25 protein-coding genes are annotated in these 26,454 nt (G+C 69.6%); 11 read left to right on the top strand and 14 right to left on the bottom strand.

Annotated features, from left to right (window positions below; translation table 11 throughout):
• Window positions 1–97: 97 nt before the first annotated feature.
• A complete protein-coding gene (locus tag BLT78_RS20835; RefSeq protein ID WP_090351932.1) occupies window positions 98–1,750 on the bottom strand; it encodes an acyl-CoA dehydrogenase family protein in 1,653 nt (550 codons plus the stop codon).
• A 105-nt stretch (window positions 1,751–1,855) separates the two neighbouring features.
• Here BLT78_RS20835 and BLT78_RS20830 point away from each other — a divergent pair, with 105 nt between their 5' ends.
• The 4 genes from BLT78_RS20830 (at window position 1,856) to BLT78_RS20815 (ending at window position 5,373) form a co-directional block, all read left to right on the top strand.
• Window positions 1,856–2,653: a hydroxymethylpyrimidine/phosphomethylpyrimidine kinase gene (locus BLT78_RS20830; protein WP_090351931.1), complete on the top strand. Its 798-nt coding sequence runs from the start codon at window positions 1,856–1,858 to the stop codon at window positions 2,651–2,653.
• 26 nt (window positions 2,654–2,679) lie between these two features.
• Window positions 2,680–3,312 carry a thiamine phosphate synthase gene (gene thiE, locus BLT78_RS20825; RefSeq protein WP_090351930.1) on the top strand — a complete coding sequence of 211 codons (633 nt, stop codon included), beginning with the start codon at window positions 2,680–2,682 and terminating at the stop codon, window positions 3,310–3,312.
• A 23-nt stretch (window positions 3,313–3,335) separates the two neighbouring features.
• A complete protein-coding gene (hemL, locus tag BLT78_RS20820) occupies window positions 3,336–4,625 on the top strand; it encodes a glutamate-1-semialdehyde 2,1-aminomutase (protein WP_090351928.1) in 1,290 nt (429 codons plus the stop codon).
• A 199-nt stretch (window positions 4,626–4,824) separates the two neighbouring features.
• Window positions 4,825–5,373, top strand: a complete 549-nt coding sequence (locus BLT78_RS20815) for a tetratricopeptide repeat protein (protein WP_090351926.1) — start codon at window positions 4,825–4,827, stop codon at window positions 5,371–5,373.
• Window positions 5,374–5,585: 212 nt separating this feature from the next.
• Here the strand turns inward: BLT78_RS20815 and BLT78_RS20810 are convergent, their stop codons facing one another.
• The gene (locus BLT78_RS20810; RefSeq protein ID WP_090351923.1) at window positions 5,586–5,912 is read right to left on the bottom strand and encodes a DUF1820 family protein; all 327 of its coding nucleotides are present in this window, start codon (window positions 5,910–5,912) and stop codon (window positions 5,586–5,588) included.
• Between the two features lie 132 nt (window positions 5,913–6,044).
• On the opposite strand from BLT78_RS20810, the gene miaB reads away from it, so the two are divergent.
• The 6 genes from miaB to cysZ all read left to right on the top strand — a co-directional run bounded on the left by miaB (window position 6,045) and on the right by cysZ (window position 12,378).
• Entirely contained in the window at window positions 6,045–7,376 is a 1,332-nt protein-coding gene (gene miaB / locus BLT78_RS20805; RefSeq protein WP_090351922.1) for a tRNA (N6-isopentenyl adenosine(37)-C2)-methylthiotransferase MiaB, read from the top strand.
• A 139-nt stretch (window positions 7,377–7,515) separates the two neighbouring features.
• On the top strand, window positions 7,516–8,535 hold the full coding sequence (locus BLT78_RS20800; protein WP_090351920.1) for a PhoH family protein: 1,020 nt from the start codon (window positions 7,516–7,518) through the stop codon (window positions 8,533–8,535).
• Complete coding sequence (gene ybeY, locus BLT78_RS20795) at window positions 8,525–8,989, top strand: rRNA maturation RNase YbeY (protein ID WP_090351918.1); 465 nt, start codon at window positions 8,525–8,527, stop codon at window positions 8,987–8,989. Before BLT78_RS20800 ends, ybeY begins: the two co-directional genes overlap by 11 nt.
• Window positions 8,990–8,995: 6 nt before the next feature.
• On the top strand, window positions 8,996–9,835 hold the full coding sequence (locus BLT78_RS20790; RefSeq protein WP_090351917.1) for an HlyC/CorC family transporter: 840 nt from the start codon (window positions 8,996–8,998) through the stop codon (window positions 9,833–9,835).
• 170 nt (window positions 9,836–10,005) lie between these two features.
• Complete coding sequence (gene lnt, locus BLT78_RS20785) at window positions 10,006–11,541, top strand: apolipoprotein N-acyltransferase (RefSeq protein ID WP_090351915.1); 1,536 nt, start codon at window positions 10,006–10,008, stop codon at window positions 11,539–11,541.
• Between the two features lie 81 nt (window positions 11,542–11,622).
• On the top strand, window positions 11,623–12,378 hold the full coding sequence (gene cysZ, locus BLT78_RS20780) for a sulfate transporter CysZ (RefSeq protein ID WP_090351913.1): 756 nt from the start codon (window positions 11,623–11,625) through the stop codon (window positions 12,376–12,378).
• Window positions 12,379–12,424: 46 nt separating this feature from the next.
• Here cysZ and BLT78_RS20775 read toward each other — a convergent pair whose 3' ends face one another.
• Together BLT78_RS20775 and BLT78_RS20770 are read right to left on the bottom strand one after the other, a co-directional pair.
• On the bottom strand, window positions 12,425–12,919 hold the full coding sequence (locus BLT78_RS20775; RefSeq protein WP_090351912.1) for a glutathione peroxidase: 495 nt from the start codon (window positions 12,917–12,919) through the stop codon (window positions 12,425–12,427).
• 118 nt (window positions 12,920–13,037) lie between these two features.
• Complete coding sequence (locus tag BLT78_RS20770) at window positions 13,038–13,523, bottom strand: FKBP-type peptidyl-prolyl cis-trans isomerase (RefSeq protein ID WP_090351910.1); 486 nt, start codon at window positions 13,521–13,523, stop codon at window positions 13,038–13,040.
• A gap of 160 nt (window positions 13,524–13,683) precedes the next feature.
• On the opposite strand from BLT78_RS20770, the gene BLT78_RS20765 reads away from it, so the two are divergent.
• Window positions 13,684–14,592 carry an acyltransferase gene (locus BLT78_RS20765; RefSeq protein ID WP_090351908.1) on the top strand — a complete coding sequence of 303 codons (909 nt, stop codon included), beginning with the start codon at window positions 13,684–13,686 and terminating at the stop codon, window positions 14,590–14,592.
• A 27-nt stretch (window positions 14,593–14,619) separates the two neighbouring features.
• On the opposite strand, the gene BLT78_RS20760 is transcribed toward BLT78_RS20765, so the two are convergent.
• The 10 genes from BLT78_RS20760 to exaC all read right to left on the bottom strand — a co-directional run bounded on the left by BLT78_RS20760 (window position 14,620) and on the right by exaC (window position 26,293).
• Window positions 14,620–15,678 carry an extracellular solute-binding protein gene (locus BLT78_RS20760; RefSeq protein ID WP_157719559.1) on the bottom strand — a complete coding sequence of 353 codons (1,059 nt, stop codon included), beginning with the start codon at window positions 15,676–15,678 and terminating at the stop codon, window positions 14,620–14,622.
• Window positions 15,679–15,817: 139 nt separating this feature from the next.
• Window positions 15,818–17,581, bottom strand: coding sequence for a PAS domain-containing hybrid sensor histidine kinase/response regulator (locus BLT78_RS20755; RefSeq protein WP_090351904.1), 1,764 nt, complete (start codon window positions 17,579–17,581; stop codon window positions 15,818–15,820).
• Window positions 17,565–18,722, bottom strand: a complete 1,158-nt coding sequence (gene ercA, locus BLT78_RS20750; protein ID WP_090351902.1) for an alcohol dehydrogenase-like regulatory protein ErcA — start codon at window positions 18,720–18,722, stop codon at window positions 17,565–17,567. The genes BLT78_RS20755 and ercA overlap by 17 nt, the downstream gene beginning before the upstream one ends.
• A gap of 130 nt (window positions 18,723–18,852) precedes the next feature.
• On the bottom strand, window positions 18,853–20,907 hold the full coding sequence (locus BLT78_RS20745; protein WP_090351901.1) for a S9 family peptidase: 2,055 nt from the start codon (window positions 20,905–20,907) through the stop codon (window positions 18,853–18,855).
• Between the two features lie 5 nt (window positions 20,908–20,912).
• The gene (gene pqqE, locus BLT78_RS20740; protein ID WP_090351898.1) at window positions 20,913–22,067 is read right to left on the bottom strand and encodes a pyrroloquinoline quinone biosynthesis protein PqqE; all 1,155 of its coding nucleotides are present in this window, start codon (window positions 22,065–22,067) and stop codon (window positions 20,913–20,915) included.
• Window positions 22,039–22,317, bottom strand: a complete 279-nt coding sequence (gene pqqD / locus BLT78_RS20735) for a pyrroloquinoline quinone biosynthesis peptide chaperone PqqD (RefSeq protein WP_090351897.1) — start codon at window positions 22,315–22,317, stop codon at window positions 22,039–22,041. Before pqqD ends, pqqE begins: the two co-directional genes overlap by 29 nt.
• A gap of 130 nt (window positions 22,318–22,447) precedes the next feature.
• A complete protein-coding gene (gene pqqC / locus BLT78_RS20730; RefSeq protein ID WP_090351895.1) occupies window positions 22,448–23,200 on the bottom strand; it encodes a pyrroloquinoline-quinone synthase PqqC in 753 nt (250 codons plus the stop codon).
• Between the two features lie 184 nt (window positions 23,201–23,384).
• A complete protein-coding gene (gene pqqB, locus BLT78_RS20725) occupies window positions 23,385–24,296 on the bottom strand; it encodes a pyrroloquinoline quinone biosynthesis protein PqqB (RefSeq protein WP_090351893.1) in 912 nt (303 codons plus the stop codon).
• A 48-nt stretch (window positions 24,297–24,344) separates the two neighbouring features.
• Entirely contained in the window at window positions 24,345–24,416 is a 72-nt protein-coding gene (pqqA, locus tag BLT78_RS20720; RefSeq protein WP_003253598.1) for a pyrroloquinoline quinone precursor peptide PqqA, read from the bottom strand.
• 356 nt (window positions 24,417–24,772) lie between these two features.
• Entirely contained in the window at window positions 24,773–26,293 is a 1,521-nt protein-coding gene (exaC, locus tag BLT78_RS20715) for an acetaldehyde dehydrogenase ExaC (protein WP_090352443.1), read from the bottom strand.
• Window positions 26,294–26,454: the final 161 nt, after the last annotated feature.

Genomic DNA, 26,454 nt, shown 5'->3' with positions numbered 1-26,454 from the left:
CGCAGAACGGCGCCCGTGCGGCTCGCCGGAGCCGCCGCGACAGCGCGATGGGCAGGGGCGGCCATTCTAGCAGGCCGCCCGCCTGCGCTGCGCCCGCTCAGTCGAACCCATGCAGGCGACTGCGCGCCAGCAGCGCCGCCACTTCCACGCCGCGCGGCAGGCAGCCGTAGCCCCTGGCCGGCGCATCCAGGCGCGCAGCGAGGAAGGCGTCGCTGACCACCTGCGGCGCGCCCTGCAGCAGCAGGCTGGCCTGCAGCGCCACGGCGATCTCGCCGCTCAGCTGGCGGGCGCGGTACTCGAGGCCGTCGCGATCGCGCAGGGCGTGCTTGATCCGCAGCACCAGCGCCCTGAGGCGCGCCTCGCCGTGGCCGTCGGCCAGTTCGGCACACAGCGCCTCCGCCACCGCCGGCGTCTTGTCCAGCGCACGCAGCACGTCGAGACACTGCACGTTGCCCGAGCCTTCCCAGATCGAGTTGACCGGCGCCTCGCGGTACAGCCGCGGCAGGATGCTCTCCTCGACGTAGCCGGCGCCGCCCAGGCACTCCTGCGCCTCGTTGACGAAGGCCGGCGCGCGCTTGCACACCCAGTACTTGCCGACCGCGGTGAGCAGGCGGGCGAAATGGCGCTCCTGCTCGTCCTCCGGGCGCTCCAGGGCGTGGCCCAGGCGCAGGCTCAGGGCCAGCGCCGCCTCGGACTCCAGCGCCAGGTCGGCCAGCACGTTCTGCATCAGCGGCTGCGCCTCCAGCACCCGGTCGCCGACGCGGCGCTGCGCGCAGTGGTGCAGGGCCTGGCTGAGCGCCTGGCGCATCAGCGCCGCCGAACCGGTCATGCAGTCGAAGCGGGTCAGCGCGACCATCTCCAGCACGGTGGCGATGCCGCGGCCCTCCTCGCCGACCATCCAGGCCAGCGCGCCGCGATACTCGAGTTCCGCCGAAGCGTTGCTGCGGTTGCCCAGCTTGTCCTTGAGGCGCTGGATATGGATGCGGTTATGCGCGCCGTCCGGGCGCAGGCGCGGCAGCAGGAAGCAGCTCAGACCACCCTCGCTGTGCGCCAGGGTGAGGAAACCGTCGGACATCGGCGCCGAGCAGAACCACTTGTGCCCGAGCAGCTCGTACAGCTGGCCCGGCCCGCGCGCGCCGACGGCGAAGGCGCGCGTGCTGTTGGCGCGCAGGTCGGTGCCGCCCTGCTTCTCGGTCAGCGCCATGCCCAGGGTCAGGCCGCGCTTGTCGCCGATCGGCAAGGGCTGCGGGTCGTAGTCGAGGCTGAGCACCTTCGGCAGCCAGGTCTCGGCCAGCTCGCCCTGGCGGCGCAGCACGGCGACGCCGGCGTGAGTCATGGTCAGCGGGCAGGCGCTGCCGGCCTCGGCCTGGTTGTGCAGGTAGAACAGCCCGGCGCGCAGCACCTGGGCGCCGGGGCGCGGCTCGCGCCAGGGCAGCGCGTGCAGCCCGTGCGCGATGCCGGCCTGCAGCAGCCGGTGCCAAGCCGGATGGAACTCGACCTGATCGATGCGGTAGCCGTAGCGGTCGTGGCTGCGCAGCTCGGGGACATGGCGGTTGGCGGCGAACCCCGCCGCCAGCAGCGGACCACCGGCCAGTTCGCCGTACTCGACCAGGCGCGCCTCGCCCCAGGCGGCGCCGAAGCGCAGCAGCCACTCCTGCAGCGGGCGGTCGCCGCGGTACAGGTTGGCGCCGTCCAGCGGCGCGGGCTGGTTGGTCACTAGGTGGGTTTCCGCATACTGCTCCAGGCTCATCGTCCACCTCCTGTTCGCTGCATTTCTTGCAGTGAAGCAGAAGCGCGGCGCGCTGCCCGGCCATACGCAGGCAGCCACCCGACTTTGGTGGTAAGCTCGGCAGCCATGAACCGATACCCTTCCCGTCCCGTCGTCCTCTGTCTGTCCGGCCACGATCCCAGTGGCGGCGCCGGCCTGCAGGCGGACATCGAAGCCCTGCTCGCCCAGGGCTGCCACGCCGCGCCGGCGGTCACCGCGCTGACCGTGCAGGACACCGTCAACGTCAGCGACTTCCGCGTCCTCGACCGCGCCTGGGTACTGGCCCAGGCCGATGCGGTGATCCGCGACCTGCCGGTCGCCGCGGTCAAGCTCGGCATGCTCGGCTCGCTGGAGATGGTCGACACCGTGGTCGAGATCATGGCCCGCCTGCCCGGCGTGCCGCTGGTCTGCGACCCGGTACTGCGCGCCGGCGGTGGCGGCGCGCTGGGCAAGGACGAGGTCGGCTACGCGATCCGCGAGCGCCTGCTGCCGCTGTGCCGCATCGCCACCCCCAACCTGCCGGAGGCGCGCATCCTCGCCGAGCTGCCCGAGGGCAGTGCCGACGCCTGCGCCGCGAAGCTGCTGCCGCTGTGCGAGCACCTGTTGATCACCGGCGGCCACGGCGACGAGCGCGAGGTGCACAATCGCCTGTACTCGCGCGACGGCAGTCGCCACGACTTCACCTGCGCGCGCCTGCCGGGCAGCTATCACGGCTCCGGCTGCACCCTGGCCAGCACCCTGGCCGGCCGCCTGGCGCTGGGCGAGGAGCTGGTCAGCGCGGTGCGCTCGGCGCTCGACTACACCTGGCGCACCCTGCGCGACGCCGAGCAGCCCGGCCACGGCCAGTACGTGCCGCGCCGCCTGCCGCTGGATTTCCGTTCCTGACATTCTGTTGCCGAGGAAGCCTGTCGATGAAGCCGCTGCGCGGACTCTATGCCATTACCGACAGCCAGCTGCTGGCCGACGGCCGCCTGCTGCCTTACGTCGAGGCCGCGCTCAAGGGCGGCGCCAAGCTGCTGCAGTACCGTGACAAGTCCACGGACGCCGCGCTGCGCCTGCGCCAGGCCGAAGCGCTGGCCGAGCTGTGCCTGCGCCACGGCGCGCAGCTGATCATCAACGACGACCTGGAGCTGGCCGCACGGCTGGGCGTCGGCCTGCACCTGGGCCAGGAGGACGGTTCGCTGTCCGCCGCCCGTGCCCTGCTCGGCCGCCACGCGATCATCGGCGCCACCTGCCACGCCCGTCTGGAGCTGGCCGAGCAGGCGCGCAACGAAGGCGCCAGCTATGTCGCCTTTGGCCGCTTCTTCAACTCGCAGACCAAGCCCGGCGCCCCGGCCGCCACCCCCGAGCTGCTCGACGAGGCGCGCGCGCGCCTGCGTCTGCCGATCGTCGCCATCGGCGGCGTGACCCTCGACAACGCTCCCGGGCTGATCGCCCGCGGCGCCAGCATGGTCGCCGTGATCCACGCCCTGTTCGCCGCCCCGAATGCCGCCGAAGTCGAGCGCCGCGCGCACGCCTTCAGCCAACTGTTCGCCGACATCTGACCTTTCTTTCGAGAGACCCCTCCATGTCCCGCTCCGAAATCCTCTTCAGCAATGCCCAGAAGCACATCCCCGGCGGCGTCAACTCGCCGGTGCGCGCCTTCAAGAGCGTCGGCGGCACCCCGCTGTTCTTCAAGCACGCCGCAGGCGCCTACGTCATCGACGAGGACGACCGGAGCTACGTCGACTACGTCGGCTCCTGGGGCCCGATGATCCTCGGCCACGGCCACCCCGAGGTGCTCGATGCGGTGCGCAAGCAGCTCGAGCACGGTCTGTCCTACGGCGCGCCGACCGCGCTGGAAGTGGAGATGGCCGAGCTGGTCTGCCAGCTGGTGCCGTCGATGGAGCTGGTGCGCATGGTCAGCTCCGGCACCGAGGCGACCATGAGCGCCATCCGCCTGGCCCGTGGCTACACCGGGCGCGACGCGATCATCAAGTTCGAGGGCTGCTACCACGGCCACTCCGACAGCCTGCTGGTCAAGGCCGGCTCCGGCGCGCTGACCCAGGGCGTACCCAGCTCGGCCGGCGTGCCGGCGGACTTCGCCAAGCACACCCTGACCCTGCCGTACAACGACATCGCCGCGGTGGAGCAGACCCTCGCCGAGGTCGGCCAGAGCGTGGCATGCATCATCGTCGAGCCGGTGGCCGGCAACATGAACTGCGTGCCGCCGGCGCCGGGCTTCCTCGAGGGCCTGCGCGCGCTGTGCGACCAGCACGGCGTGGTGCTGATCTTCGACGAGGTGATGACCGGCTTCCGCGTCGCCCTCGGCGGCGCCCAGGCCCACTACGGCATCACCCCGGACCTGTCGACCTTCGGCAAGATCGTCGGCGGCGGCATGCCGGTCGGCGCCTTCGGCGGCAAGCGCGCGATCATGGAGTGCATCGCCCCGCTCGGCCCGGTCTACCAGGCCGGCACCCTGTCCGGCAACCCGCTGGCGATGGCCGCCGGCCTGACCACCCTGCGCCTGATCAGCCGTCCGGGCTTCCACGCCGAGCTGACCGACTACACCAGCCGCATGCTGCAGGGCCTGCAGGAGCGCGCCGATGCCGCCGGTATCCCGTTCGTCACCACCCAGGCGGGCGGCATGTTCGGCCTGTACTTCAGCGCAGCCGCAGACATCGTCACCTTCGCCGACGTGATGGCCAGCGATGCGGGGCGCTTCAACAAGTTCTTCCACCTGATGCTCGACGGCGGCGTGTACCTGGCGCCGTCCGCCTACGAGGCCGGCTTCACCTCGATCGCCCATGGCGAGGCCGAGCTGGCGATCACCCTCGACGCCGCCGAGCGCGCCTTCGCCGCCCTCAAGCAGGCCTGACCGCCCCGGCGCATGTGGCCGTCCGCCGGCCGCATGCGCCCGCCGGCGGCACCCAGCCCCGGATGCTGGCGCCAGGCCAGCAGGAAAAACCGCTTTCCCCCTGTCATGACCCGGCGGCTTATCCCATAATGTGGACGCCGGCGCTGTGCGCCGGACGGGTAGTCGTTTACCCGCGTTTCCCGGGAGATGTCCGATCGCCATGAACCGTGCTGGCCGCACCCTGCTGATGGGCTGCCTGTTGCTGACCACCCCGCTGCCGGGCCTAGCCGGTGGCAACTCCCTGCTGATCCCGGCCACCAGCCGCTGCGTCCTCGATACCCGCCCGGAAGATCTGGAGCAGGCGCTCGCCCAGTGCCGCGACCTGGCCGACGGCGGCGACGCGCAGGCACAGTTCGAGCTCGGCGAATTCTTCTACGCCGGCCAGGGCCGTGCTAAGGATCTGCCGCAGGCGGTGCACTGGTACGAGCAAGCCTCGCTGCAGGGCCATGCCGAGGCCCAGCTGCGCCTGGGCACCCTGTTCTGGCATGGCGAGGGCGTGCCGGCCAATCAGGTGCAGGCCTACATCGTGCTGAAGATGGCGGCGGTCAACGGTGCCGAGGATGCGCTGGACAGCGCCGACGAGGTGGCCGAGGGCATGAGTCGCGAGCAGATGGAGCAGGCCAACCGGGTGCTCGGCGAGATCTTCCGCAACTACCTGCAGGAGCTGCAGGCCAGCGATCTGCGCTCGCCCTTCGCGCCACTGCCCTGAGTCCTGCGTGGCAGGATCAATCGCGTAGGGGCGAGTTCACTCGCCTCAGTGGGTGCGCGTTGGGCGAATGAATTCGCCGCTACGGACTGGCTGCTGGCTGCACGGGCGCAGGGTGGACAACTCGCGCCAGCGATTGTCCACCAGCCGTGGCACGGCATAGAACCGGTAGAAAATCGCTGCGCGAGTTTTCTACCCTACGGGCTTGCCGGAGCTCAGCGCTCCGGCATGGGCGGCATGGGGAACGGCATGACGTTGCCGCCACCCTTGGCCTCGCTGATCTTCGCCGTGCCCAGGCGCTCCACCTCGTCGATGCGGATGATCGCGTGCATCGGCACGAAGCTGCGCACCACGCCCTCGAACTGCGCCTTGAGCTTCTCCTCGCTGGGATCGACCACCACCTGGGTGCGCTCGCCGAAGATGAACTCCTCGATCTCCAGGAAGCCCCACAGGTCGCTCTGGTAGATGGCCTTGGCGTACATCTCGTACACCTGGCCCTGGTTCTGGAAGATCACCTTGAAGATGGGGGCGGGCTTGTTCATGACTCGACAGTCCGACGCTATGGCAGGAAGGGCGCGCATCCTAGCATATCCCCCCACCCGACCATGGAGCCTAGGAAGGCCGGCCGGCGCCGCCTATAATGCGCGATTCCCTCGATTCGCCGACGATCTCCCATGGCCAAGAAGCTTTTCATCGAAACCCACGGCTGCCAGATGAACGAGTACGACAGCTCGCGCATGGCCGACCTGCTGGGCGAACACCAGGCCCTCGAAATCACCGAGGACCCGGCCGAAGCCGACGTGATCCTCATCAACACCTGCTCGATCCGCGAGAAGGCCCAGGAAAAGGTGTTCTCCGAGCTGGGCCGCTGGCGCCCGCTGAAGGAGAAGAACCCCGAGCTGGTGATCGGCGTCGGCGGCTGCGTGGCCAGCCAGGAAGGCGCGGCGATCCGCGAGCGCGCGCCCTACGTCGACGTGGTGTTCGGCCCGCAGACCCTGCACCGCCTGCCGGAGATGATCGACGCCGCGCGCACCACGCGAAAGCCGCAGGTGGACATCTCCTTCCCGGAGATCGAGAAGTTCGATCGCCTGCCCGAACCGCGCGTCGACGGCCCCAGCGCCTTCGTCTCGGTGATGGAAGGCTGCAGCAAGTACTGCACCTTCTGCGTGGTGCCCTACACCCGCGGCGAGGAGGTCAGCCGGCCGCTGGCCGACGTGCTCGCCGAGATCCTCCACCTCGCCGACAACGGTGTGCGCGAAGTGACCCTGCTCGGCCAGAACGTCAACGGCTACCGCGGCGATGCCGGCGACGGCCGCATCGCCGACTTCGCCGAGCTGCTGCACGCGGTGGCGGCGATCGACGGCATCGAGCGCATCCGCTACACCACCAGCCACCCGCTGGAGTTCTCCGACGCCATCATCCAGGCCCACGCCGAGATTCCCAAGCTGGTCAAGTTCGTCCACCTGCCGGTGCAGGCGGGCTCCGACCGCATCCTCGCGGCGATGAAGCGCAACCACACCGCCCTGGAGTACAAGTCGCGGATCCGCAAGCTCAAGGCGGCGGTGCCCGACATGTGCATCAGCTCGGACTTCATCGTCGGCTTCCCCGGCGAGACCGAACAGGATTTCGCGCAGACCATGAAGCTGATCGAGGACGTCGGCTTCGACTTCTCCTTCTCCTTCGTCTACAGCGCGCGCCCCGGCACCCCGGCCGCCGACCTCGCCGACGACACCCCCGATGAGGTCAAGAAGCAGCGCCTGCAGATCCTCCAGGCGCGCATCGCCCAGCAGGGCTTCGAGATCAGCCGGCGCATGGTCGGCAGCGTGCAGCGCATCCTGGTCAGCGACTACTCGAAGAGGGATCCGGGCATGCTGCAGGGCCGCACCGAGAACAACCGGGTGGTCAACTTCCGCGCCGGCAACCCGCGGCTGATCGGCCAGTTCGTCGACGTGCTCATCGAGGAAGCCTACCCCCACTCGCTGCGCGGCAGCCTGGTGAACGGCTGAACCGCAGACACCGGGACGCCCCTGGCGTCCCGGTGCCAGCCACATGCCACCATAGACCAATGCCGGGATGCTTTCCCGCTCGCCCCCCTGCGGTTATTCTTCAATCATCACTCAGCCGAATGGCGGCCAACAGAAGACCTTGAACGCTCCCCTGGAACACCACCGCTTCATCCTCGAACCCTTCGAAGCACGCCGCTTCGCCAACCTCTGCGGACAATTCGACGAGCACCTGCGCCTGATCGAGCAGCGCCTGACGATCGAGATCCGCAACCGTGGCAACCAGTTCGAACTGGTCGGCGACGCCCAGCGCAGCCACACCGCCGAGCGCCTGCTGCGCCGCCTGTACCGCGAGACCCACGCCACCGAGCTGACCCCGGAGCTGGTCCACCTGTTCCTCCAGGAGTCCGGCCTCGAGGATCTCGCCGTGCCCGGCCAGGTACCGACGGTCACCCTGAAGACCCGCAAGGCGCACATCACCCCGCGCGGCGCCAACCAGCAGCGCTACGTCAAGGCGATCCTCGACAACGACATCAACTTCGGCATCGGCCCGGCCGGCACCGGCAAGACCTACCTCGCCGTGGCCTGTGCGGTGGACGCCCTGGAGCGCGAGCAGGTGCGCCGCATCCTGCTGGTGCGCCCGGCGGTGGAGGCCGGCGAGAAGCTCGGCTTCCTGCCCGGCGATCTCGCCCAGAAGATCGACCCCTACCTGCGCCCGCTGTACGACGCCCTCTACGAAATGCTCGGCTTCGAGCAGGTGGCCAAGCTGATCGAGAAGCAGGTGATCGAGATCGCCCCGCTGGCCTACATGCGCGGGCGCACCCTGAACAACAGCTTCATCATCCTCGACGAGAGCCAGAACACCACCCTCGAGCAGATGAAGATGTTCCTCACCCGGATCGGCTTCGGCTCCACCGCGGTGATCACCGGCGACGTCACCCAGGTCGACCTGCCGCGCGGCACCAAGTCGGGGCTGGCCCACGTCATCGACGTGCTGCGCGACGTGCCGGGCATCAGCTTCACCCACTTCAAGGCCAAGGACGTGGTGCGCCACCCGCTGGTGCAACGCATCGTCGAGGCCTACGACCGCCACGAGCAGCGCCTGCAGGGCAAGCCCGACAGGATCGCGGAAACCGCCAAGGACGAATCCGATGCAGGTTGAACTGGATCTGCAGCTGGCCACCACGGCCGGCGATCTGCCCAGCGAGGCGCAACTGCGCCAGTGGTGCGAGCTGGCCCTGCGCCAGCGCACGGCGCCCTCCGAGCTGACCATCCGCATCGTCGACGAGGCCGAGGGCCGCGAGCTGAACCGCACCTGGCGCGGCAAGGACTACGCCACCAACGTGCTGTCCTTCCCCGCCGAGATCCCGGAGGGCTTGCTGGACATCCCGCTGCTCGGCGACCTGGTGATCTGCGCCCAGGTGGTGGCCCGCGAGGCCGCCGAGCAGGGCAAGGCCCTGGACGCCCACTGGGCGCACCTGACCCTCCACGGCTGCCTGCACCTGCTCGGCTACGACCATATCGAAGACGCCGAAGCCGAGGAAATGGAGGCGCTGGAACGCCAGTTGCTTGCCGAACTGGGCTATCCCGACCCCTACGCCTGTGACGAAGAGTAAGGACACATGAGCGACGACCGATCGAGCCAGGGGCAGAAGTCCTGGCTGGAAAGAATCATCCAGACTTTTGCCCATGAGCCGAAGAACCGCCAGGAGCTCCTCGAGGTCCTGCGCGACGCCCATGACAACAAGCTGCTCGACACCGAGGCGCTGTCCATCGTCGAGGGCGCCATCCAGGTCGCCGACCTGCAGGTGCGCGACATCATGATCCCGCGCTCGCAGATCATCAGCATCAAGGCCTGCCAGAACCCGCAGGAATTCCTCCCGGCGATCATCGCCGCGGCCCACTCGCGCTACCCGGTGATCGGCGAGAACCTCGACGAGGTGCTCGGCATCCTGCTGGCCAAGGATCTGCTGCCGCTGCTGCTGGAGGACCGCCGCGACTCCTTCGACATGCAGAAACTGCTGCGCCCGGCGACCTACGTGCCCGAGTCCAAGCGCCTCAACGTGCTGCTGCGCGAATTCCGCAGCACCCACAACCACATGGCCATCGTCATCGACGAGTACGGCGGCGTCGCCGGCCTGGTGACCATCGAGGACGTGCTCGAGCAGATCGTCGGCGAGATCGAGGACGAGCACGACGTCGAGGAGGACAGCTTCATCAAGGCGCTGCCCAGCGGCGACTTCATCGTCAAGGCGCTGACCCCGGTGGGCGAGTTCAACGAGTTCTTCGACGCGGCCTTCTCCGACGAGGAATTCGACACCCTCGGCGGCGTGCTGATGAGCGCCTTCGGCCACCTGCCCAAGCGCAACGAGACCATCGAGCTGGGCGACTTCCGCTTCCGCGTGCTCAACGCCGACAGCCGGCGCATCCACCTGCTGCGCCTGACCCCGCTGGCACGCTGAGACCGCTGCGCCGAATGCGGGGTGGACGGCCACCCCGCGGAAGGCTCGCGCAGCGATCCTCCAGCGCTGGCGGCCCCATGGCGGGAAAGGCCTGCGGCCGTTTCCCACCCTACCCGGATGCGCGCCGCTCCTTTAAGCTGCCCGCGCCTGTCTTTCGCCAAGGAATCTCCATGCGCTGGATCTCCCGCCCGGGCTGGCCGGGTCACCTGCTGGCCCTGGCCGCCGGCGCCCTCACCCCGCTGGCCCTCGCCCCCTGGGACCTGTGGCCGCTCGGCCTGCTGTCGCTGGCGCTGTTCTACCTCGGCCTGCGCGGCCTGCAGCCCGGCGCCGCCGCCGTACGCGGCTGGCTGTACGGCTTCGGCGTCTTCGCCGCCGGCACCAGCTGGGTCTACGTCAGCATCCACGACTACGGCGCCGCCTCGCCGGCACTGGCCGGCCTGCTGACCCTGGCGTTCTGCGCCGGCCTCGCGCTGTTCTTCGCCCTGCCGGCCTGGGCCTGGGCCAAGTGGCTGCGCCGCGAGCGCGCGCCGCTGGCCGACGCGCTGGCCTTCGCCGCCCTGTGGGTGGCCCAGGAGGCGCTGCGCGGCTGGCTGTTCACCGGTTTCCCCTGGCTGTACATCGGCTACGGCCAGCTCGACGGCCCGCTGGCCGGCCTGGCGCCGCTCGGTGGGGTGTGGCTGCTGTCGTTCGCCATGGCGCTGACCGCCGCCCTGCTGGCCAACCTGCCGGCGCTGTTGCTGCGCGGCCGCTGCCTGCTCGGCGCCGGCCTGCTGCTGGCCGGGCTGTGGGGTGGCGGGCTGTGGCTCCAGGACCACGCCTGGACCCGGCCGGCCGGCGCGCCGCTCAAGGTCGCCGCCATGCAGGGCAACGTCGCGCAGAACCTCAAGTGGGATCCCGAGCAGCTCAACGCCCAGCTCGCCCTGTACCGCGACCTGACCTTCGCCGAGGCGCCGGCCGACCTCTACGTGTGGCCGGAAACCGCGGTGCCGGTGCTGCGCGAATACGCCGAGGGCTATCTGGCGGTGATGGGCCGCTTCGCCAGCGAGCGGGGCGCCGCGCTGATCACAGGCGTGCCGCTGCGCGAGAAGGACGCCGAGGGCCGACCGCGCTACTACAACGCCCTACAGGCGATCGGCCAGGGCGGCGGTACCTACCTCAAGCAGAAGCTGGTGCCGTTCGGCGAGTACGTGCCGCTGCAGGACCTGCTGCGCGGGCTGATCGCCTTCTTCGACCTGCCGATGTCCGACTTCGCCCGCGGCCCGGCCGACCAGGCGCTGCTCAGCGCGCGCGGCTACCGCATCGCCCCGTACATCTGCTACGAGGTGGTCTATCCGGAGTTCGCCGCCAGCCTCGCCGCGCGCAGCGAGCTGCTGCTGACAGTGAGCAACGACGCCTGGTTCGGCACCTCGATCGGCCCGCTGCAGCACCTGCAGATGGCGCAGATGCGCGCCCTGGAGAGCGGCCGCTGGATGATCCGCGCCACCAACAACGGCGTCACCGCGCTGATCGACCCGTTCGGCCGGGTGCAGGCGCAGGCGCCGCAGTTCCAGCGCGCCGTGCTGCGCGGCGAGGTGGTGCCGATGCAGGGCCTGACGCCCTACCTGCAGTGGCGCGCCTGGCCGCTGGCCGGCCTGTGCACCTTGCTGCTGGGCTGGACGCTGCTCACCGCGCGGCGCCAGCGCCGGCTGTTCACCGCGCTGGGCTGACGCAGGCGCGAGCGGCCGGGCGCCCCCGCGGCGTCCGGCCGACCATGCTAAGGTTGCCGCGTGTCATCGATGGAGCCTTCCATGCCCCTGCAAGCCCTCTCCGGCCCCGGCTACCTGGCCGCCGGCCTGCGCCTGATCCTCAGCCCCGGTCTGCGCCTGTTCGTGATCCTGCCGCTGACCGTCAACCTGCTGCTGTTCGCCGCCCTGCTGACCCTGGCCGTCCAGCAGTTCGGCTACTGGGTCGACGCGCTGATGCCGACCCTGCCGCAATGGCTGACCTTCCTCGAATACCTGCTGTGGCCACTGTTCGTGATACTGGTGCTGCTGATCCTGTTCTTCAGCTTCACCCTGCTGGCCAACCTGATCGCCGCCCCGTTCAACGGCTTCCTCGCCGAGAAGGTGGAGACGGTGGTGCGCGGCCGCGACGTCGCGCCGCCGTTCCGCTGGGGCGAGCTGCTGGCGATGATCCCGCGCACCCTCGGCCGCGAACTGCGCAAGCTCGCCTACTTCCTGCCGCGCGCCCTGGGCCTCCTGGTGCTGTCGCTGATTCCCGGGCTGAACCTGCTCGCCGCGCCGCTGTGGCTGCTGCTGGGCGTGTGGATGATGGCCGTGCAGTACATCGACTACCCGGCGGACAACCACAAGATGGGCTGGAACGAGATGCTCGCCTGGCTGCGCGAGAAGCGCTGGCAGAGCCTGGGCTTCGGCGCCGCCACCTATGCCGCGCTGCTGGTGCCGGGGCTGAACATCGTCCTGATGCCGGCGGCGGTGGCCGGGGCGACGGTGTTCTGGGTGCGCGAACAGGGCAGCGAGCGCCTGGTGGCGGCCAGCCACTGAGCAGGAGGAAGCGCGCGGGCGGGCTTCCTCCGCCCGCGGACGAAAGCTAGGCCGGCAGGCCGTCCAACGCCTTCTCGATGGCCTGGATCAGGTGCGGGTCTTCCGGGGGAATGCGCGGCGAGAAGCGCTCGAGCACGCGGCCGTCGGGGCCGACCAGGAACTTCTCGAAGTTCCAGGTGATGTCGCCGGGGTATTCCGCGCCCTCGCCGGCGAGCAGCAGGTAGAGCGGGTGGCGATCATGGCCGTTGACCTCGACCTTGGCGCTCATCGGGAAGCTCACCCCGTAGTTGAGACTGCAGAACTCGCGGATCTGCGCCTCGTCGCCCGGCTCCTGGGCGGCGAACTGGTTACACGGCAGGCCGAGCACGCTGAAGCCGCGCTCGCGGTACTGCTGGTGGAGGTGCTCAAGACCGGCGTACTGCGGGGTCAGGCCGCACTTCGAGGCGACGTTGACCACCAGCACCACCTTGCCCTTGAACGGCGCCAGCGGCAGATCCCCGCCATCCAGGGCTTTGAGGGTCAGATCATGAAATATGCTCATCGCATGACTCCAGGCCGATAGCGTACTCAGCAAAAGGGCGCTATCGCGATCCGCAACAGCGCCCCGGCGTGCTTCATCTCCAGCTTAGCAGCAGATGTTCCGCTGCGAGCCTGGCGACTCAGTGGTGGTGACCACCTTCGCCATGAATGTGACCGTGTGCAATTTCTTCCGGATTGGCGTCACGCACGTTGACCACCTTGACCTTGAAGTTCAGGCGCTGGCCGGCCAGCGGATGGTTGCCGTCGACGGTGACGTCGTCGCCTTCGATGTCACGGATGGTTACCACCTGCATGCCGCCGTCCGGAGCGGAGGCGTGGAACTGCATGCCGACTTCCAGCTGGTCGACACCTTCGAACATGGAGCGGTTGAGCACGGCCACCAGCTCGACGCTGTAGTCGCCGTAGGCATCTTCCGGCTCGATGGTCACTTCCAGCTCGTCACCGGCCTGCTTGCCTTCCAGGGCGCGCTCCAGACCGGCGATGATGTTGCGGGCACCATGCAGGTAGACCAGCGGGGCCTGGCCGACGGAGCTGTCGATGACCTCACCGTCTTCGTTGGTCAGGGTGTAGTCAATGGATACCGCCTTGTTGGCCGCGATCTGCATGGTATGAAACCTTTGCGAATGAAGTATGAATGCTGATTCTACGTCTCTCCCCGGCCGAATGCGACCCGCCGCGGGACAGATGGCCGACGGGGCCTGAAGCCTGACGAAGGCTGGGCTATCATCCGCCGCGCTCCCCGTTTCGACCTTGTGGAAACCGAAGATGTTGCGATCCCTGCCCGCGCCGCTGCGCGGCCTCGTCGCCGGCCTGCTGCTGGTGTTCAACACCCTGCTGTGGTGCTGGCCGCTGTTCGCCCTGGCGCTGCTCAAGCTGCTGCCGTTCGCCGCCAGCCGCCGTCTCAGCCGGCGCCTGATGGGCCACATCGCCGAGTGCTGGGCGGACGGCAACCGCGCCTGGATCGACCGCCTCGGCGCCATCCGCTGGCGCCTCGAGGGCCTGGACACCCTACCCGGCCGCGGCTCCTGCCTGGTGATCAGCAACCACCAGAGCTGGGTGGACATCTTCGTCCTGCAGTACCATCTCAACCGCCGCCTGCCGCTGCTGCGCTTCTTCCTCAAGCAGGAGCTGATCTGGATTCCGGTGTTCGGCCTGTGCTGCTGGGCGCTCGACTTCCCGTTCATGCAGCGCCACTCCAAGGCTTACCTCGCGCGCCACCCGGAGAAGCGCGGCAGCGACCTGGCCACCGCGCGCCAGGCCTGCGCGCGCCTGCGCGGCGTTCCGGTGGCGCTGTTCAACTTCCTCGAAGGCACCCGCTTCACCGAGGCCAAGCACGCCGATCAGCAGTCGCCCTACCGCCACCTGCTGCGGCCGCGCGCCGGCGGCATCGCCCTGGCGATCGGCGCGATGGGCGAGCAGCTGGAGACGCTGGTCGACGTAACCATCCACTACCCGGACGGCCGCCCGCGCTTTCGCGACCTGCTGTGCGGCAACCTGCACCGGGTGGCGGTGAGCTTCGCCGCGCGGCCGATCCCCGGTGAATTCCTCGGCCGCAGCTACGACCAGGACGAGGCGTTCCGCCTGCAGTTCCAGCAGTGGGTCAACCGGCTGTGGGAGGACAAGGACGCGCAGCTCGAACGGCTGCGCGAGGACTGGCCGCCGCGCACCGGCTGAGCGGCGCGCGGCGGTGCGGAGCGGGAGTTACTTGCCGGCCACCTGGACCCAGGAGGCATCCACCGCATTCTTCTGCTTGGCGCTCAGCGCCTCCAGGTAGTAGTAGCTGCGCCGCTGCTCGCCGGTGACCACCAGATCCAGTCGCTCGCTGGCCAGCCTGGCCATGGCCGGCGAGTCGATGCGGGTGACCGGGTAGAACAGGGTCTCGCGGGCGTTGCGGGTGTTGGCCTCGCCGCTGGCGAGGAAGTCGATGAAGCGATAGGCGGCATCGACGTGCTCGGCGTTGCGCGGGATGGCCATGGTGTCGATGAACATCAGCGCGCCCTCGCGCGGGGTGACGTAACGCAGCGGCGCGCCACTGTCGGCGGCCTTCAGCACGTGGCCGCTCCAGGCCATGGCCATGCACAGCTTGCCGCTGGCCAGCTGCTCGATGTAGGCGCTGTTGCCGAAGCTGGTGGCCTTGCCGCGCAGCGCGGCCAGGTCGGCGCCGGCCTGCTGGATCTGCCGCGGACCGCTGCGCCCCAGCGCCCGGCCCTTGTAGTTGAGCAGCAGCGACACCGCTTCCTCGCGCGCATCGAGCAGGCCGATGCCGCACTGGGCCAGGCGCGCGCTGTTCTGCGCGTCGAACAGCAGACCCCAGCTGTCCTCCGGCTGCACGCCCAGGGTGTCGACCACCTTGGACACGTTCAGCGCCAGGCCGACGGTGCCCCACAGGTAGGGCACGGCGTGGCGGGTCTCGCCCTCGAAGCTGCTGAGCATGGCCAGCAGATCGGGGTCGACCTGCTTGAGATTGCTCAGCCGGGCCTGATCCAGCGGCTGCAGGCGCTGCGAATCGATCAGTGCCGGCAGATGGAAATGGGCGGGAAACACCACGTCGTAGCGGATGCCGAAACCGACGTCGCGCAGCACATCCTCGGCCTTGGAGTAGGTGGTGTACTCCACCTTGATGCCGCTCTGGTTCTCGAACGCCTCGATCACGCTGGGCGCCAGGCGGCCCTCCCAGCCGTATACCCGCAACACATCAGCGGCCTGCGCCAGGGTCGCACCCAGCCCGAGTCCCAGCGCCAACGCCATACGCTTCAACATCATCCTGCTCCTCTTGTTCTTGTTGGCGCGAGGCGGATCCATGATCGGTCCATGACCGCGGCCTCGCGCGCAGGATTTAATCGGGGCGTACGACTTTTGTCGCAGGCGAGCAACTCAATAGGTGACGGAGCTCACACTTTCAGGCGAGGAACTGGCTCAGCGCGGCACGCAGCTTGCCGGGCTTGACCGGCTTGTTGAGCAGCGGGATGCCGTGCTCGTGCAGGCTGCGCCGGCATTGCTCGCTGCGCTCGGCTGTGATCATCACCGCCGGCAGCGGCAGGCGGGTCTCCTCGCGCAGGCTGCGCACCAGGTCGCAGCCGTTGGCGCCCTGGTCGAGGTGGTAGTCGACCAGCAGCAGCTCGGCCTGCCAGCCGTCGGCGAGCCGCGCGCGCGCCTCGTCGAGGCCGCCGGCGACGCGCACCTCGCAGCCCCACTGGACCAGCAGCGCCTGCATGCTCTGCTGGATGTCCGGCTCGTTGTCGACCACCAGCACCCGGCGCCCCGGCAGCGGGTTGCCCGGCGTCTCCTGCGGCCGCGCGGCCGGTGCCGGCGCGACGTACTCGGCCAGCGGCACCTCGATGCTGAACAACGAGCCACGCCCCGGCTGCGAGCGCACGCGGATGCGGTAGTCGAGCATGCGCGCGATGCGCTCGACGATGGCCAGGCCGAGGCCGACGCCCTTGCGCTCGGCGGCGCGGCCGGCGTCGAGCTGGTTGAACTCGAGGAAGATCTCCTCCAGCTTGTCGGCCGGGATGCCGCGCCCGGTGTCGGCGACCTCGATCAGCAGGTGCCCGCCGCGCCGCCGGCAGCCGAGCAGCACGCGGCCCTCGCCGGTGTAGCGGCAGGCGTTGCTGAGGAAGTTGCGCAGGATGCGGGTGAGCAGGCGGAAGTCGGTGCGCACCGCCAGGCGCGGGATGCGCACGCGCAGCTCGAGGTCGGCGGCCTCGGCCACCGACTGGAACTCCGAGGCCAGCGGCGCCAGCAGCTCGTCGAGGCGGTACACGGCGAGATCGGGACGGATCGCCCGGCTGTCCAGGCGGGCGATGTCGAGCAGGTCGGCGAGCAGGTCCTCGGCGCCCTCCAGCGCCTGGTGGGTGCGCTCCACCAGGTTGGCCTCGCTGGCCGGCAGCGCGCGCTCGCGCAGGGTGGCGATCAGCAGGCGCGCGGCGTTGAGCGGCTGCAGCAGGTCGTGGCTGGCCGCCGCCAGGTACTTGTCCTTGCTCTGGTTGGCCGCCTCGGCGGCGTCGCGCGCCTCGCGCAGCTCGCACTGGATGCGCTCGCGCTCGCGGATTTCCTGCTGCAGGTGGCGGTTGGCCTCGAGCAGCTCGGCGGTGCGCGCGGCGACGCGCTGCTCCAGCTCGATGTTGAGCTGCAGCTGGCGCAGCTGGGCCTGCTTGCGCTCGGTGATGTCGGCGACGAAGCCCTCGACCAGGCCCTCCGCGTCGGGCTTGAGCAGCAGGTTCATCACCACGTCGATGCAGCTGCCGTCGCGCCGGCGCAGGCGCGTCTCGTAGCCGAACAGGCCCTTGCCCTGGCGCAGCGCATAGCCGATGCGCTCCAGCTCGGCGGGGCCGCCGACGAACAGCTGCTCGGCCAGGTCGCGCTGCGACCACAGCACCTCCTGCGGGTCGTCGTAGCCGAGCATGTGCGCCAGCGCCGGGTTGGCGGCGCGGATGCCGTCGTGCAGGCTGGCCTGGAAGATGCCGTGTACCGCGTGCTCGAACAGCCACTTGTAGCGGTTGCGCTCGCGCTCCAGCTCGTCGAGGCGCGCGGCCAGCTCGGGATAGTAGCTCTTGCGCGCCGAGTGGCTGCCGAGACCGAGCAGGTCGGCGACCTCCGGGCGCGGCGCCGCCGAGGGAGCCGGCAGCCCGCTGCCGGGCTGCCGCTCAGAGGGCTTCGCCATACACCACCTCGACGTCGCGCTGGGTCGACTGCCGCGGGTTGGTCAGGATGCACGGGTCCTGCATCGCGTGCTGCGACAGGAAGGGAATGTCCGAGCTGCCGACGCCGTGACGGCGCAGGGTTTCCTCGAAGCCGACCGCGTGCTTGAAGGCGATCAGGTGCTCGACCAGCCGCCCGCGCACCTGCTGCGAGGTCAGCCCGCGGCAATCGACGCCGAGGGTCTCGGCGACCACGCGGAAGCGCTCCGGGGCGGCGTCGAAGTTGAACGCCACCACGTGCTCGACCAGCGCGGCGTTGCACAGGCCGTGCGGCAGGTCGAGGAAGCCGCCGAGGCTGTGGCTCATGGCGTGCACCGCGCCGAGGATGGCATTGGAGAACGCCAGGCCGGCCTGCATGCTGCCGAGCATGATCTTCTCGCGCAGGGCGATGTCCTGCGGATTGGCGATCATCGGCACCAGGTTGCCGCCGATCAGCCGCATGGCCTCCAGCGCGTGCGGGTCGGTGAGCGGGCCGCTGCCGGTGGAGACGAACGCCTCGATGGCGTGCACCAGCGCGTCGATGCCGGTACAGGCGGAGAGGAACGGGTCCATGCTCACCGTGGTCTCCGGGTCGATCAGCGACACGTCCGGCACCACCGCCTTGCTGACGATGGAGAACTTCATCCGCTCGGCCTGGTTGGAGATGATCACGAACTGCGACACGTCGGCCGAGGTGCCGGCGGTGGTGGGGATGAGGATCAGCGGCGGACTGGGCACGCGGATGGTGTCCACCCCCTCGAACTCGAGGATGCTGCGCCCGTGGGCGGCGACGATGCCGATGCCCTTGGCGCAGTCCATCGGGCTGCCGCCGCCCACCGCGACTATCACGTCGCAGCCGCTGGCGCGGTACAGCTCGGCACCGAGCATCACCTCCTCGGAGCGCGGGTTGGGCGACACGTCGGTGAACAGCACGTGGGCGATGCCCTGCTGGTCGAGGCTGGCCTGCACGTCGGCCACCCAGCCGGCCGCCTGCACGCCGGGATCGGAGACCACCAGCACCTTGCGCGCACCGAAGGTCGCGGCGTAGTTGCCGACCGAGTGGCGGGAGCCGGCGCCGAAGATGATCTCCGGGCTGACGAACTTGCGAAGCGGCGTAATGGACATGCTCTACCTGACGGCATCGTTGTTGTTATGGGTTGTTACAAGGCGACAGCCTACTGCATTGCTCGGTCTTTGCAATCCACCGAAGGTGGCCCAGCCGCTCTGCGGTAGCGTTCGGGGCGGCACGACGGCTTCACGCGAGCTGGCGGCGATAGAACTCCCATTCCCGTTGCAGAGCATCGGCCAGGTGCGCGGCCTGACGGAAGCCGTGACGCTCGTCGGGATAGAGGTGGCAGTCGACCGGCACGCCGTTGCCCTGCAGGGCGGCGACCATCGCCGCGGTCTGCTCCGGCACCACCACTGCATCCAGACCGCCCTGGAAGAAGATCAGCGGCGCGCGGATGCGCCCGGCATGCCGCAGCGGCGTGCGCGCCGCGTAGCGTTCGGCGTCGCGCACGGGATCGCCGATCAGCCAGTCCAGGTAGTCGCCCTCGAACTTGTGGGTGGCGCGGCGCAGGGCCAGCGGATCGCTGACCCCGTACAGGCTGGCGCCGCCACGGAAGCAGTCGTGGAAGGCCAGCGCGCACAGCGCGGTGTAGCCGCCGGCGCTGGCACCGCGGATGAAGGCGCGCGCCGGATCGACCAGCCCAGCCGCGCCGAGATGCCGCACCAGCGCCACGGCATCCTCCACCTCGATTTCGCCCCACGCGCCCGCGAGGCGCAGCCGGCAGGCGCGGCCGAAGCCGCTGGAGCCGCGGTAGTTGAGATCGGCCACGGCGAAGCCGCGCTGGGTCCAGAACTGGATGCGCGGATCGAATACCGGATAGCAGGCCGAGGTCGGCCCGCCGTGCAGGAACAGCACCAGCGGCGGCCGCTCGCCGGCCGCTACCGCGCAGGCGGCGTTGCGTGGCGGATAGAAGAACGCCTGGGCGCTCTCCCCCGCGCCCGTGGCGAAGCGGATCGACGCGGGGCGCGACAGCTCGGCCTCGGCCAGCGGCTGCTCGCCGCCGGCCAGCACCTGCACGGCTCCCGAGGCGCGGGCGACGGCCAGCACCGCCGGCAGGCGCTCCGGCGCGGCGGCGATGCAGTAGAAGTGCCGGTCGTCGGCGGCCAGCTGGCGGAAGCGCGAGAACTCGCCGGCCAGACACCGCTCGCGGCCGGCAGCGTCACGCTCGACCAGTTGGCCCCAGCCTTCCTCCAGGCGCGCCAGCAGCCAGCCGCCGCCGGCCAGCGGCAGGTGGCTGACGGTGCCCAACTGCCAGGGCGCCGGGGCGTGGTCGGCCTGGGCCATGGGCCGCGGTGCGCTCCAGTCCTGGCTGGCGCCGGAGCTGCTGGTGCGCAGGGCGCACCCTACGGACGGTGCCGCCTTAGCGTAGGGTGCGCCCTGCGCACCATGGGCCGTGGCGGTGCGCATGGCGCCCCCTACCGGCATGACGCCACGCTCGTAGGCTGCGCCATGCGCAGCACCGGTCCCGACCGCTTGCCAGCGCCCGCCGCACTCGTGCCACGGCTGCCACCAGCCGTCACGGTCGCTCAGGCAGGTCAGCCGGCCATCGGCGGCGAAACCGGGCTGCTGCAGGGACTCATCGCCCGCACCGCCGGCCACCCGCTCGTGCGGGCCGAGGCGGCCGTCGGCTCCGAGCGCCGCGCGGCACAGGCGGGTGGCGGTCCACGGCAGCTCGGGACGATCCCATTCGATCCACGCCAGCCAGCGGCCATCCGGGGACACCCGCGGCGCACTGTAGAAGTCGGCGCCCTCGACCAGCACCCGGCGCGCGCCGTCGGCCGGATCCAGGCTGACCAGGCGGTGCCGCACCGCGCCAGACTCGCGGCTTTCCTCCACCGCCAGCACGGCCTGCCAGGCCGGGGCGCAGTGCAGGTCGCCGTAGCGGCGCTCGGCATGGGCGCTCAGCGCACGCAGTTCGCCCGGCGTGCCGTCGGCGGCCACGGGCAGATGCCAGACCTGCTGGTCGGCCTCGCCGACCAGCGCCACGCCGTCCGCTAGCACGCAGAAGGCGCCGCCGCCGTATTCGTAGACCCGGCTGCGCACCGAGAAGCCCGCCGGGGTCAGCCGCCGCGCCGCGCCGGCGCGCCACAGCCACAGGCTGCAGGCCGCCTCGGCCGGGTCGAAGGTCAGCCACAGCAGGCCGCCGAGACCGGCGCGCAGCTCGGCGAAGTCGCGGCTGGCCGCCGCGGCATCGCTGGCCGACCAACTGCTCGGCCAGGCGCCGCAGGGAAGTTCCGCCATCGCCCTCAGCCCTTGCAGATCAGTTGCGAGGCCTGCACGTTGCGGTGGGTCAGCTCGTCCAGCCCCTTCGGCGCCTCCTCGGCCTGGCGGCGGGCGTCGAGGATGAGGCCGTGGTGCTGCGACTTGCCGCACACCGGGTCGGCGTTGTCGGCGTCGCCGGTGAGCAGGAACGCCTGGCAGCGGCAGCCGCCGAAGTCGCGGTCCTTCTCGTCGCAGGAGCGACACGGCTCGGGCATCCAGTCGTCGCCGCGGTAGCGGTTGAAGCCGAAGGAGTCGTACCAGATGTGCTCGAGGCTGTGCTCGGTGACCTTGGGGAACTGCACCGGCAGCATCCGCGCGCTGTGGCAGGGCAGCGCGGTGCCGTCCGGGGTGATGTCGAGGAACAGGCTGCCCCAGCCGTTCATGCAGGCCTTGGGACGCTCCTCGTAGTAGTCCGGGGTGACGAAGATCAGCTTGCACGGGTGGCCTTCGGCGGCCAGCCGGTCGCGCCACTCGTTGGTGATGCGCTCGGCGCGCTCCAGTTGCGCCTTGGTCGGCAACAGCCCGGCGCGGTTCAGCTCGGCCCAGCCGTAGAACTGGCAGGTGGCCAGCTCGACGAAATCCGCCTCCAGTTCCAGGCACAGGCGGATGATCTGCTCGATGTTGTCGATGTTGTGCCGGTGGGTGACGAAGTTGAGCACCATCGGGTAGCCGTGCTTCTTCACCGCGCGGGCCATTTCCAGCTTGTGGGCGAAGGCCTTCCTCGAGCCGGCCAGCAGGTTGTTCACCTCCTCGTCGGCGGCCTGGAAGCTGATCTGGATATGGTCGAGGCCGGCCTCGGCGAATTCGGCGATGCGCTGCTCGGTGAGGCCGATGCCCGAGGTGATCAGGTTGGTGTAGTAGCCCAGCCCGCGCGCGGCGGCGATCAGCTCGGCCAGATCCTGACGCACCAGCGGCTCGCCGCCGGAGAAGCCGAGCTGCGCCGCGCCCAGCGCGCGGGCCTGGCGGAACACCTCGATCCACTGCGCGGTGGACAGCTCCTCCTGGTGCTGGGCGAAGTCCAGCGGGTTGGAGCAGTACGGGCACTGCAGCGGGCAGCGGTAGGTCAGCTCGGCGAGCAGCCAGAGCGGCGGGCCGGGCACATGCCCCGGCTTAGCGAAGCTCGATCCAGAACCGTTCACGGGCCACCTCCAGGAAAGCCAGGATGTCCTCGTCGATGCCCGGCACGTCGGGGAAGCGCGCGCCGAGGTCGGCGATGATCGCCGCGACGCTACGCTGGCCGTCGACCTCGGCGAGGATCGCCCCGGCGCTGTCGTTGAGCTTGATCATGCCCTCGGGATAGAGCAGCACGTGGCAGCCCTGCGCCGGTTCCCACTGGAAGCGGAAGCCGCGGCGCAGCGCCGGAATCTTGAGCTGGATGTCATCGCTCATGGGGTACATCTCCGTAGGGTGCGCCGTGCGCACCATGACGCGGTGAAGGTGCGCGCGGCGCACCCTACGACGGGGAAGCCTCGGCAGGCGCAGGGTGTGCAACACCCGCAGCGTCTGCCCACCATCCGGATTACAGGGCAATACCCTTGTGCCAGACCCGCTCGCGGGTGACGGTGTGGTACGGCGGGCGGTCCAGCTCGTAGGCCATGCTCATGGCGTCGAGCATGCTCCACAGCACGTCGAGCTTGAACTGCAGGATCTCCAGCATGCGCTGCTGGGACTCGACGGTGGTGTAGTGCGCCAGGGTGATGCGCAGGCCGTGCTCGACGTCGCGGCGCGCTTCCTTGAGGCGCTTGCGGAAATAATCGTAGCCGCCGGCATCGATCCACGGGTAGTGCGCCGGCCAGCTGTCCAGCCGCGACTGGTGGATGGTCGGCGCGAACAGCTCGGTCAGCGAGCTGCTGGCCGCCTCCTGCCAGGAGGCGCGGCGGGCGAAGTTGACGTAGGCGTCCACCGCGAAACGCACTCCGGGCAGCACCAGCTCCTGGGACAGCAGCTGCTCGCGCTGCAGCCCGACCGCCTCGCCCAGACGCAGCCAGGCCTCGATGCCGCCCTCCTCGCCCGGCGCGCCGTCGTGGTCGATGATGCGCTGGATCCACTCGCGGCGGGTGTCGCGGTCCGGGCAGTTGGCCATGATCGCCGCGTCCTTCACCGGGATGCACACCTGGTAGTAGAAGCGGTTGGCCACCCAGCCCTGGATCTGCTCGCGGCTCGCGCGCCCCTCGTACATGGCGACGTGGAACGGGTGGTGGATGTGGTAGTAGGCACCCTTGGCGCGCAGCGCCTGCTCGAATTCGGCGGGGCTCATGGCAGTCTGGCTCATCGTGGCTCCTCGGTGGCCGCAGTCGATGCGGCGCGTTGTTGTTCTGGGGCCTGGCACCTTGCGTAGGGTGGGTCAGGCCGCAGGCCGTAACCCACCAACCGACCGCAAGGTCGGCAATCCCGATGCCTGGCGGCATCGTCGGTGGGTTACGCCGCTACGCGGCTAACCCACCCTACGATCGGGCTTACAGCTCGATGCTCATGCCGTCCCAGGCGACCTCGATGCCGCGCGCGTTGAGCTCGGCGCGTTCGGGCGAGTCCTCGTCGAGGATCGGGTTGGTGTTGTTGATGTGGATGAGCACCTTGCGCTGGCGCGGCAGGCGCTCGAGCACCTCGAGCATGCCGCCGGCGCCGCTCTGCGGCAGGTGACCCATCTCGCTGCCCAGCTTGCTGCCGCAGCCGGCGTGGATCATCTCGTCGTCGCGCCACAGGGTGCCGTCGACCAGCAGGCAGTCGGCGCGGTCCATCCACTCCAGCAGCGCACCGTCCACCTGGCCGAGGCCGGGGGCGTAGAACAGCTTGCCGCCGGTGCGGCTGTCCTCGACCAGCAGTCCGAGGTTGTCGCCGGGGTGCGGGTCGTTGCGGTGCGGCGAGTACGGCGGCGCGGCGCTGCGCAGCGGAATCGGCGTGAAGCGCAGCGCCGGGCAGGCGGCGACGGTGAAGCCGCGGTCCAGCTCGATGCGCTGCCAGTTCAGGCCACCGTGCCAGTGGCTGAGCATGTTGAACAGCGGGAAACCGGTGGTCAGGTCCTGGTGCACCATCTCGCTGCACCACACCTCGTGCGGGCAGCCCTCGCGCAGGGTGAGCAGGCCGGTGGTGTGGTCGATCTGGCTGTCGAGCAGGATCAGCGCGCGGATCGCCGTGTCGCGCACCGCGCGCGCCGGCTGCAGGGCCGGGAAGGACTCGATCTGCGCGCGGATGTCCGGCGAGGCGTTGCAGATGATCCAGTTCACCCCGTCGTCGGACAGGGCGATGGAAGACTGGGTGCGCGGCGTGGCGCTCAGGGTGCCTTCGCGCAGGCCGCGGCAGTTGCGGCAGTTGCAGTTCCACTGGGGAAAGCCGCCGCCGGCGGCGGAACCGAGAATGCGGATATGCATGGGGGTATCCCCGAACGGGAAGCCCCGGACGGGCCGGGGCTGTGTGGATCAACGATTGGCGAAATACATGGTCACTTCAAAGCCAATGCGCAGATCGGTGAAGGCGGGCTTGGTCCACATGGCACAGTCCTCTTGTTGTCGAAACCGGTGAATTCCGGCAAGGACAGTTATGCGCCCTAATCGGCAACGGCCAAATGGTACTTTGGAAGGAGTTCCGGCTGTCGTTGGTAGGCCCGCCCGGCGCGCGCCCGGCGTGGCCGCACGCGCAAAAAAAACGCGGCACAGCGGCCGCGTTTCGACAGAGGGGGCGCCGTGCGCCACGGGTATCTTCCGGAGCCCCCCTGCCCGGATGGGCGTCGACAAGGCTCAAAAGGCCGGCGCACTGCTGCCAGTGCGCCGACAAGGAGGGTGACCTGGGGGAGAAAGCACGGGGGCGGCCGGACCACGCTCAGCGCCGGCCACTCCCGAAGCTGGACTCAGAAGAAGCCCAGCGGGTTGATGTCGTAGCTGACCAGCAGGTTCTTGGTCTGCTGGTAGTGGTCGAGCATCATCTTGTGGGTCTCGCGGCCCACGCCGGACTTCTTGTAGCCACCGAAGGCGGCGTGCGCCGGGTACAGGTGGTAGCAGTTGGTCCACACGCGACCGGCCTTGATGCCGCGGCCCATGCGGTAGGCGCGGTTGATGTCGCGGGTCCACACCCCGGCGCCCAGGCCGAACTCGGTGTCGTTGGCGATCGCCAGGGCCTCGGCCTCGTCCTTGAAGGTGGTCACGCCGACCACCGGGCCGAAGATCTCTTCCTGGAACACGCGCATGTCGTTGGTGCCCTTGATCAGGGTCGGCTGCACATAGTAGCCACTGGCCAGGCTGCCCTCGAGCTTCTCGGCGGCGCCACCGGTGAGGATCTCGGCGCCTTCCTCGCGGGCGATGTCCATGTAGGAGAGGATCTTCTCGAACTGCTGGTTGGACGCCTGGGCGCCGACCATGGTCTCGGTGTCCAGCGGGTTGCCGCGCTTGATCTGCTTGACCTTGTTCATCACCACGGCCATGAACTCGTCGTAGATCGACTCCTGGATCAGCGCGCGCGACGGGCAGGTGCACACCTCGCCCTGGTTGAAGAACGCCAGCACCAGGCCCTCGGCGGCCTTCTCGATGAACTGCGGCTCGGCGCGCATGATGTCTTCGAAGAAGATGTTCGGGCTCTTGCCGCCCAGCTCGACGGTGCTGGGGATGATGTTCTCGGCGGCGCACTTGAGGATGTGCGAGCCGACCGGGGTCGAACCGGTGAAGGCGATCTTGGCGATGCGCTTGCTGGTGGCCAGCGCCTCGCCGGCCTCGCGGCCGAAGCCCTGGACGATGTTCAGCACGCCCTTGGGCAGCAGGTCGCCGATCAGCTCGATCAGCACGGTGATCGACAGCGGGGTCTGCTCGGCCGGCTTGAGCACGATGCAGTTGCCGGCGGCCAGCGCCGGGGCCAGCTTCCAGGCGGCCATCAGCAGCGGGAAGTTCCACGGGATGATCTGGCCGACCACGCCCAGCGGCTCGTGGAAGTGGTAGGCGGCGGTGGTGTCGTTGATCTCGGCGCTCGAGCCTTCCTGGGCGCGGATGCAGCCGGCGAAGTAGCGGAAGTGGTCGGCGGACAGCGGCACGTCGGCGTTGAGGGTCTCGCGCACGGCCTTGCCGTTGTCCCAGGTCTCGGCCACGGCCAGCACTTCGAGGTTCTGCTCGATGCGGTCGGCGATCTTCAGCAGGATGTTGGCGCGATCCTGCACCGAGGTGCGGCCCCAGGCGTCGGCGGCGGCATGGGCGGCGTCCAGCGCCAGCTCGATGTCCTCGGCGGTGGAGCGCGGGAATTCGGCGATGGCCTCGCCGGTGACCGGCGTGGTGTTGGTGAAGTACTGGCCCTTCACCGGCGCGACGAACTCGCCGTTGATGTAGTTGCCGTAGCGCGGCTTGAAGTTGACGACGGCGCCTTCGGTACCCGGTTGTGCGTAGATCATGCTCATGGCCTCTCTATTATTGTTGCGGTCCGAACTGGTTCTGCGCGGACTGTGAGCTGATGTTCGCAGTCCGCGCCCGGCGCCGGTATGCGCCGATGGAAGGCAGAAGCTCGTTATTTGGTAGTAACGGCCGCTGGAAAGGTTGCACGCACTGGCGCAAA

The organism is Pseudomonas oryzae, from assembly GCF_900104805.1.
Taxonomy (GTDB): domain Bacteria; phylum Pseudomonadota; class Gammaproteobacteria; order Pseudomonadales; family Pseudomonadaceae; genus Geopseudomonas; species Geopseudomonas oryzae.
The sequence above is the reverse complement of the archived record's forward strand: the minus strand, read 5'-3'. Positions and strand labels throughout refer to the sequence as shown.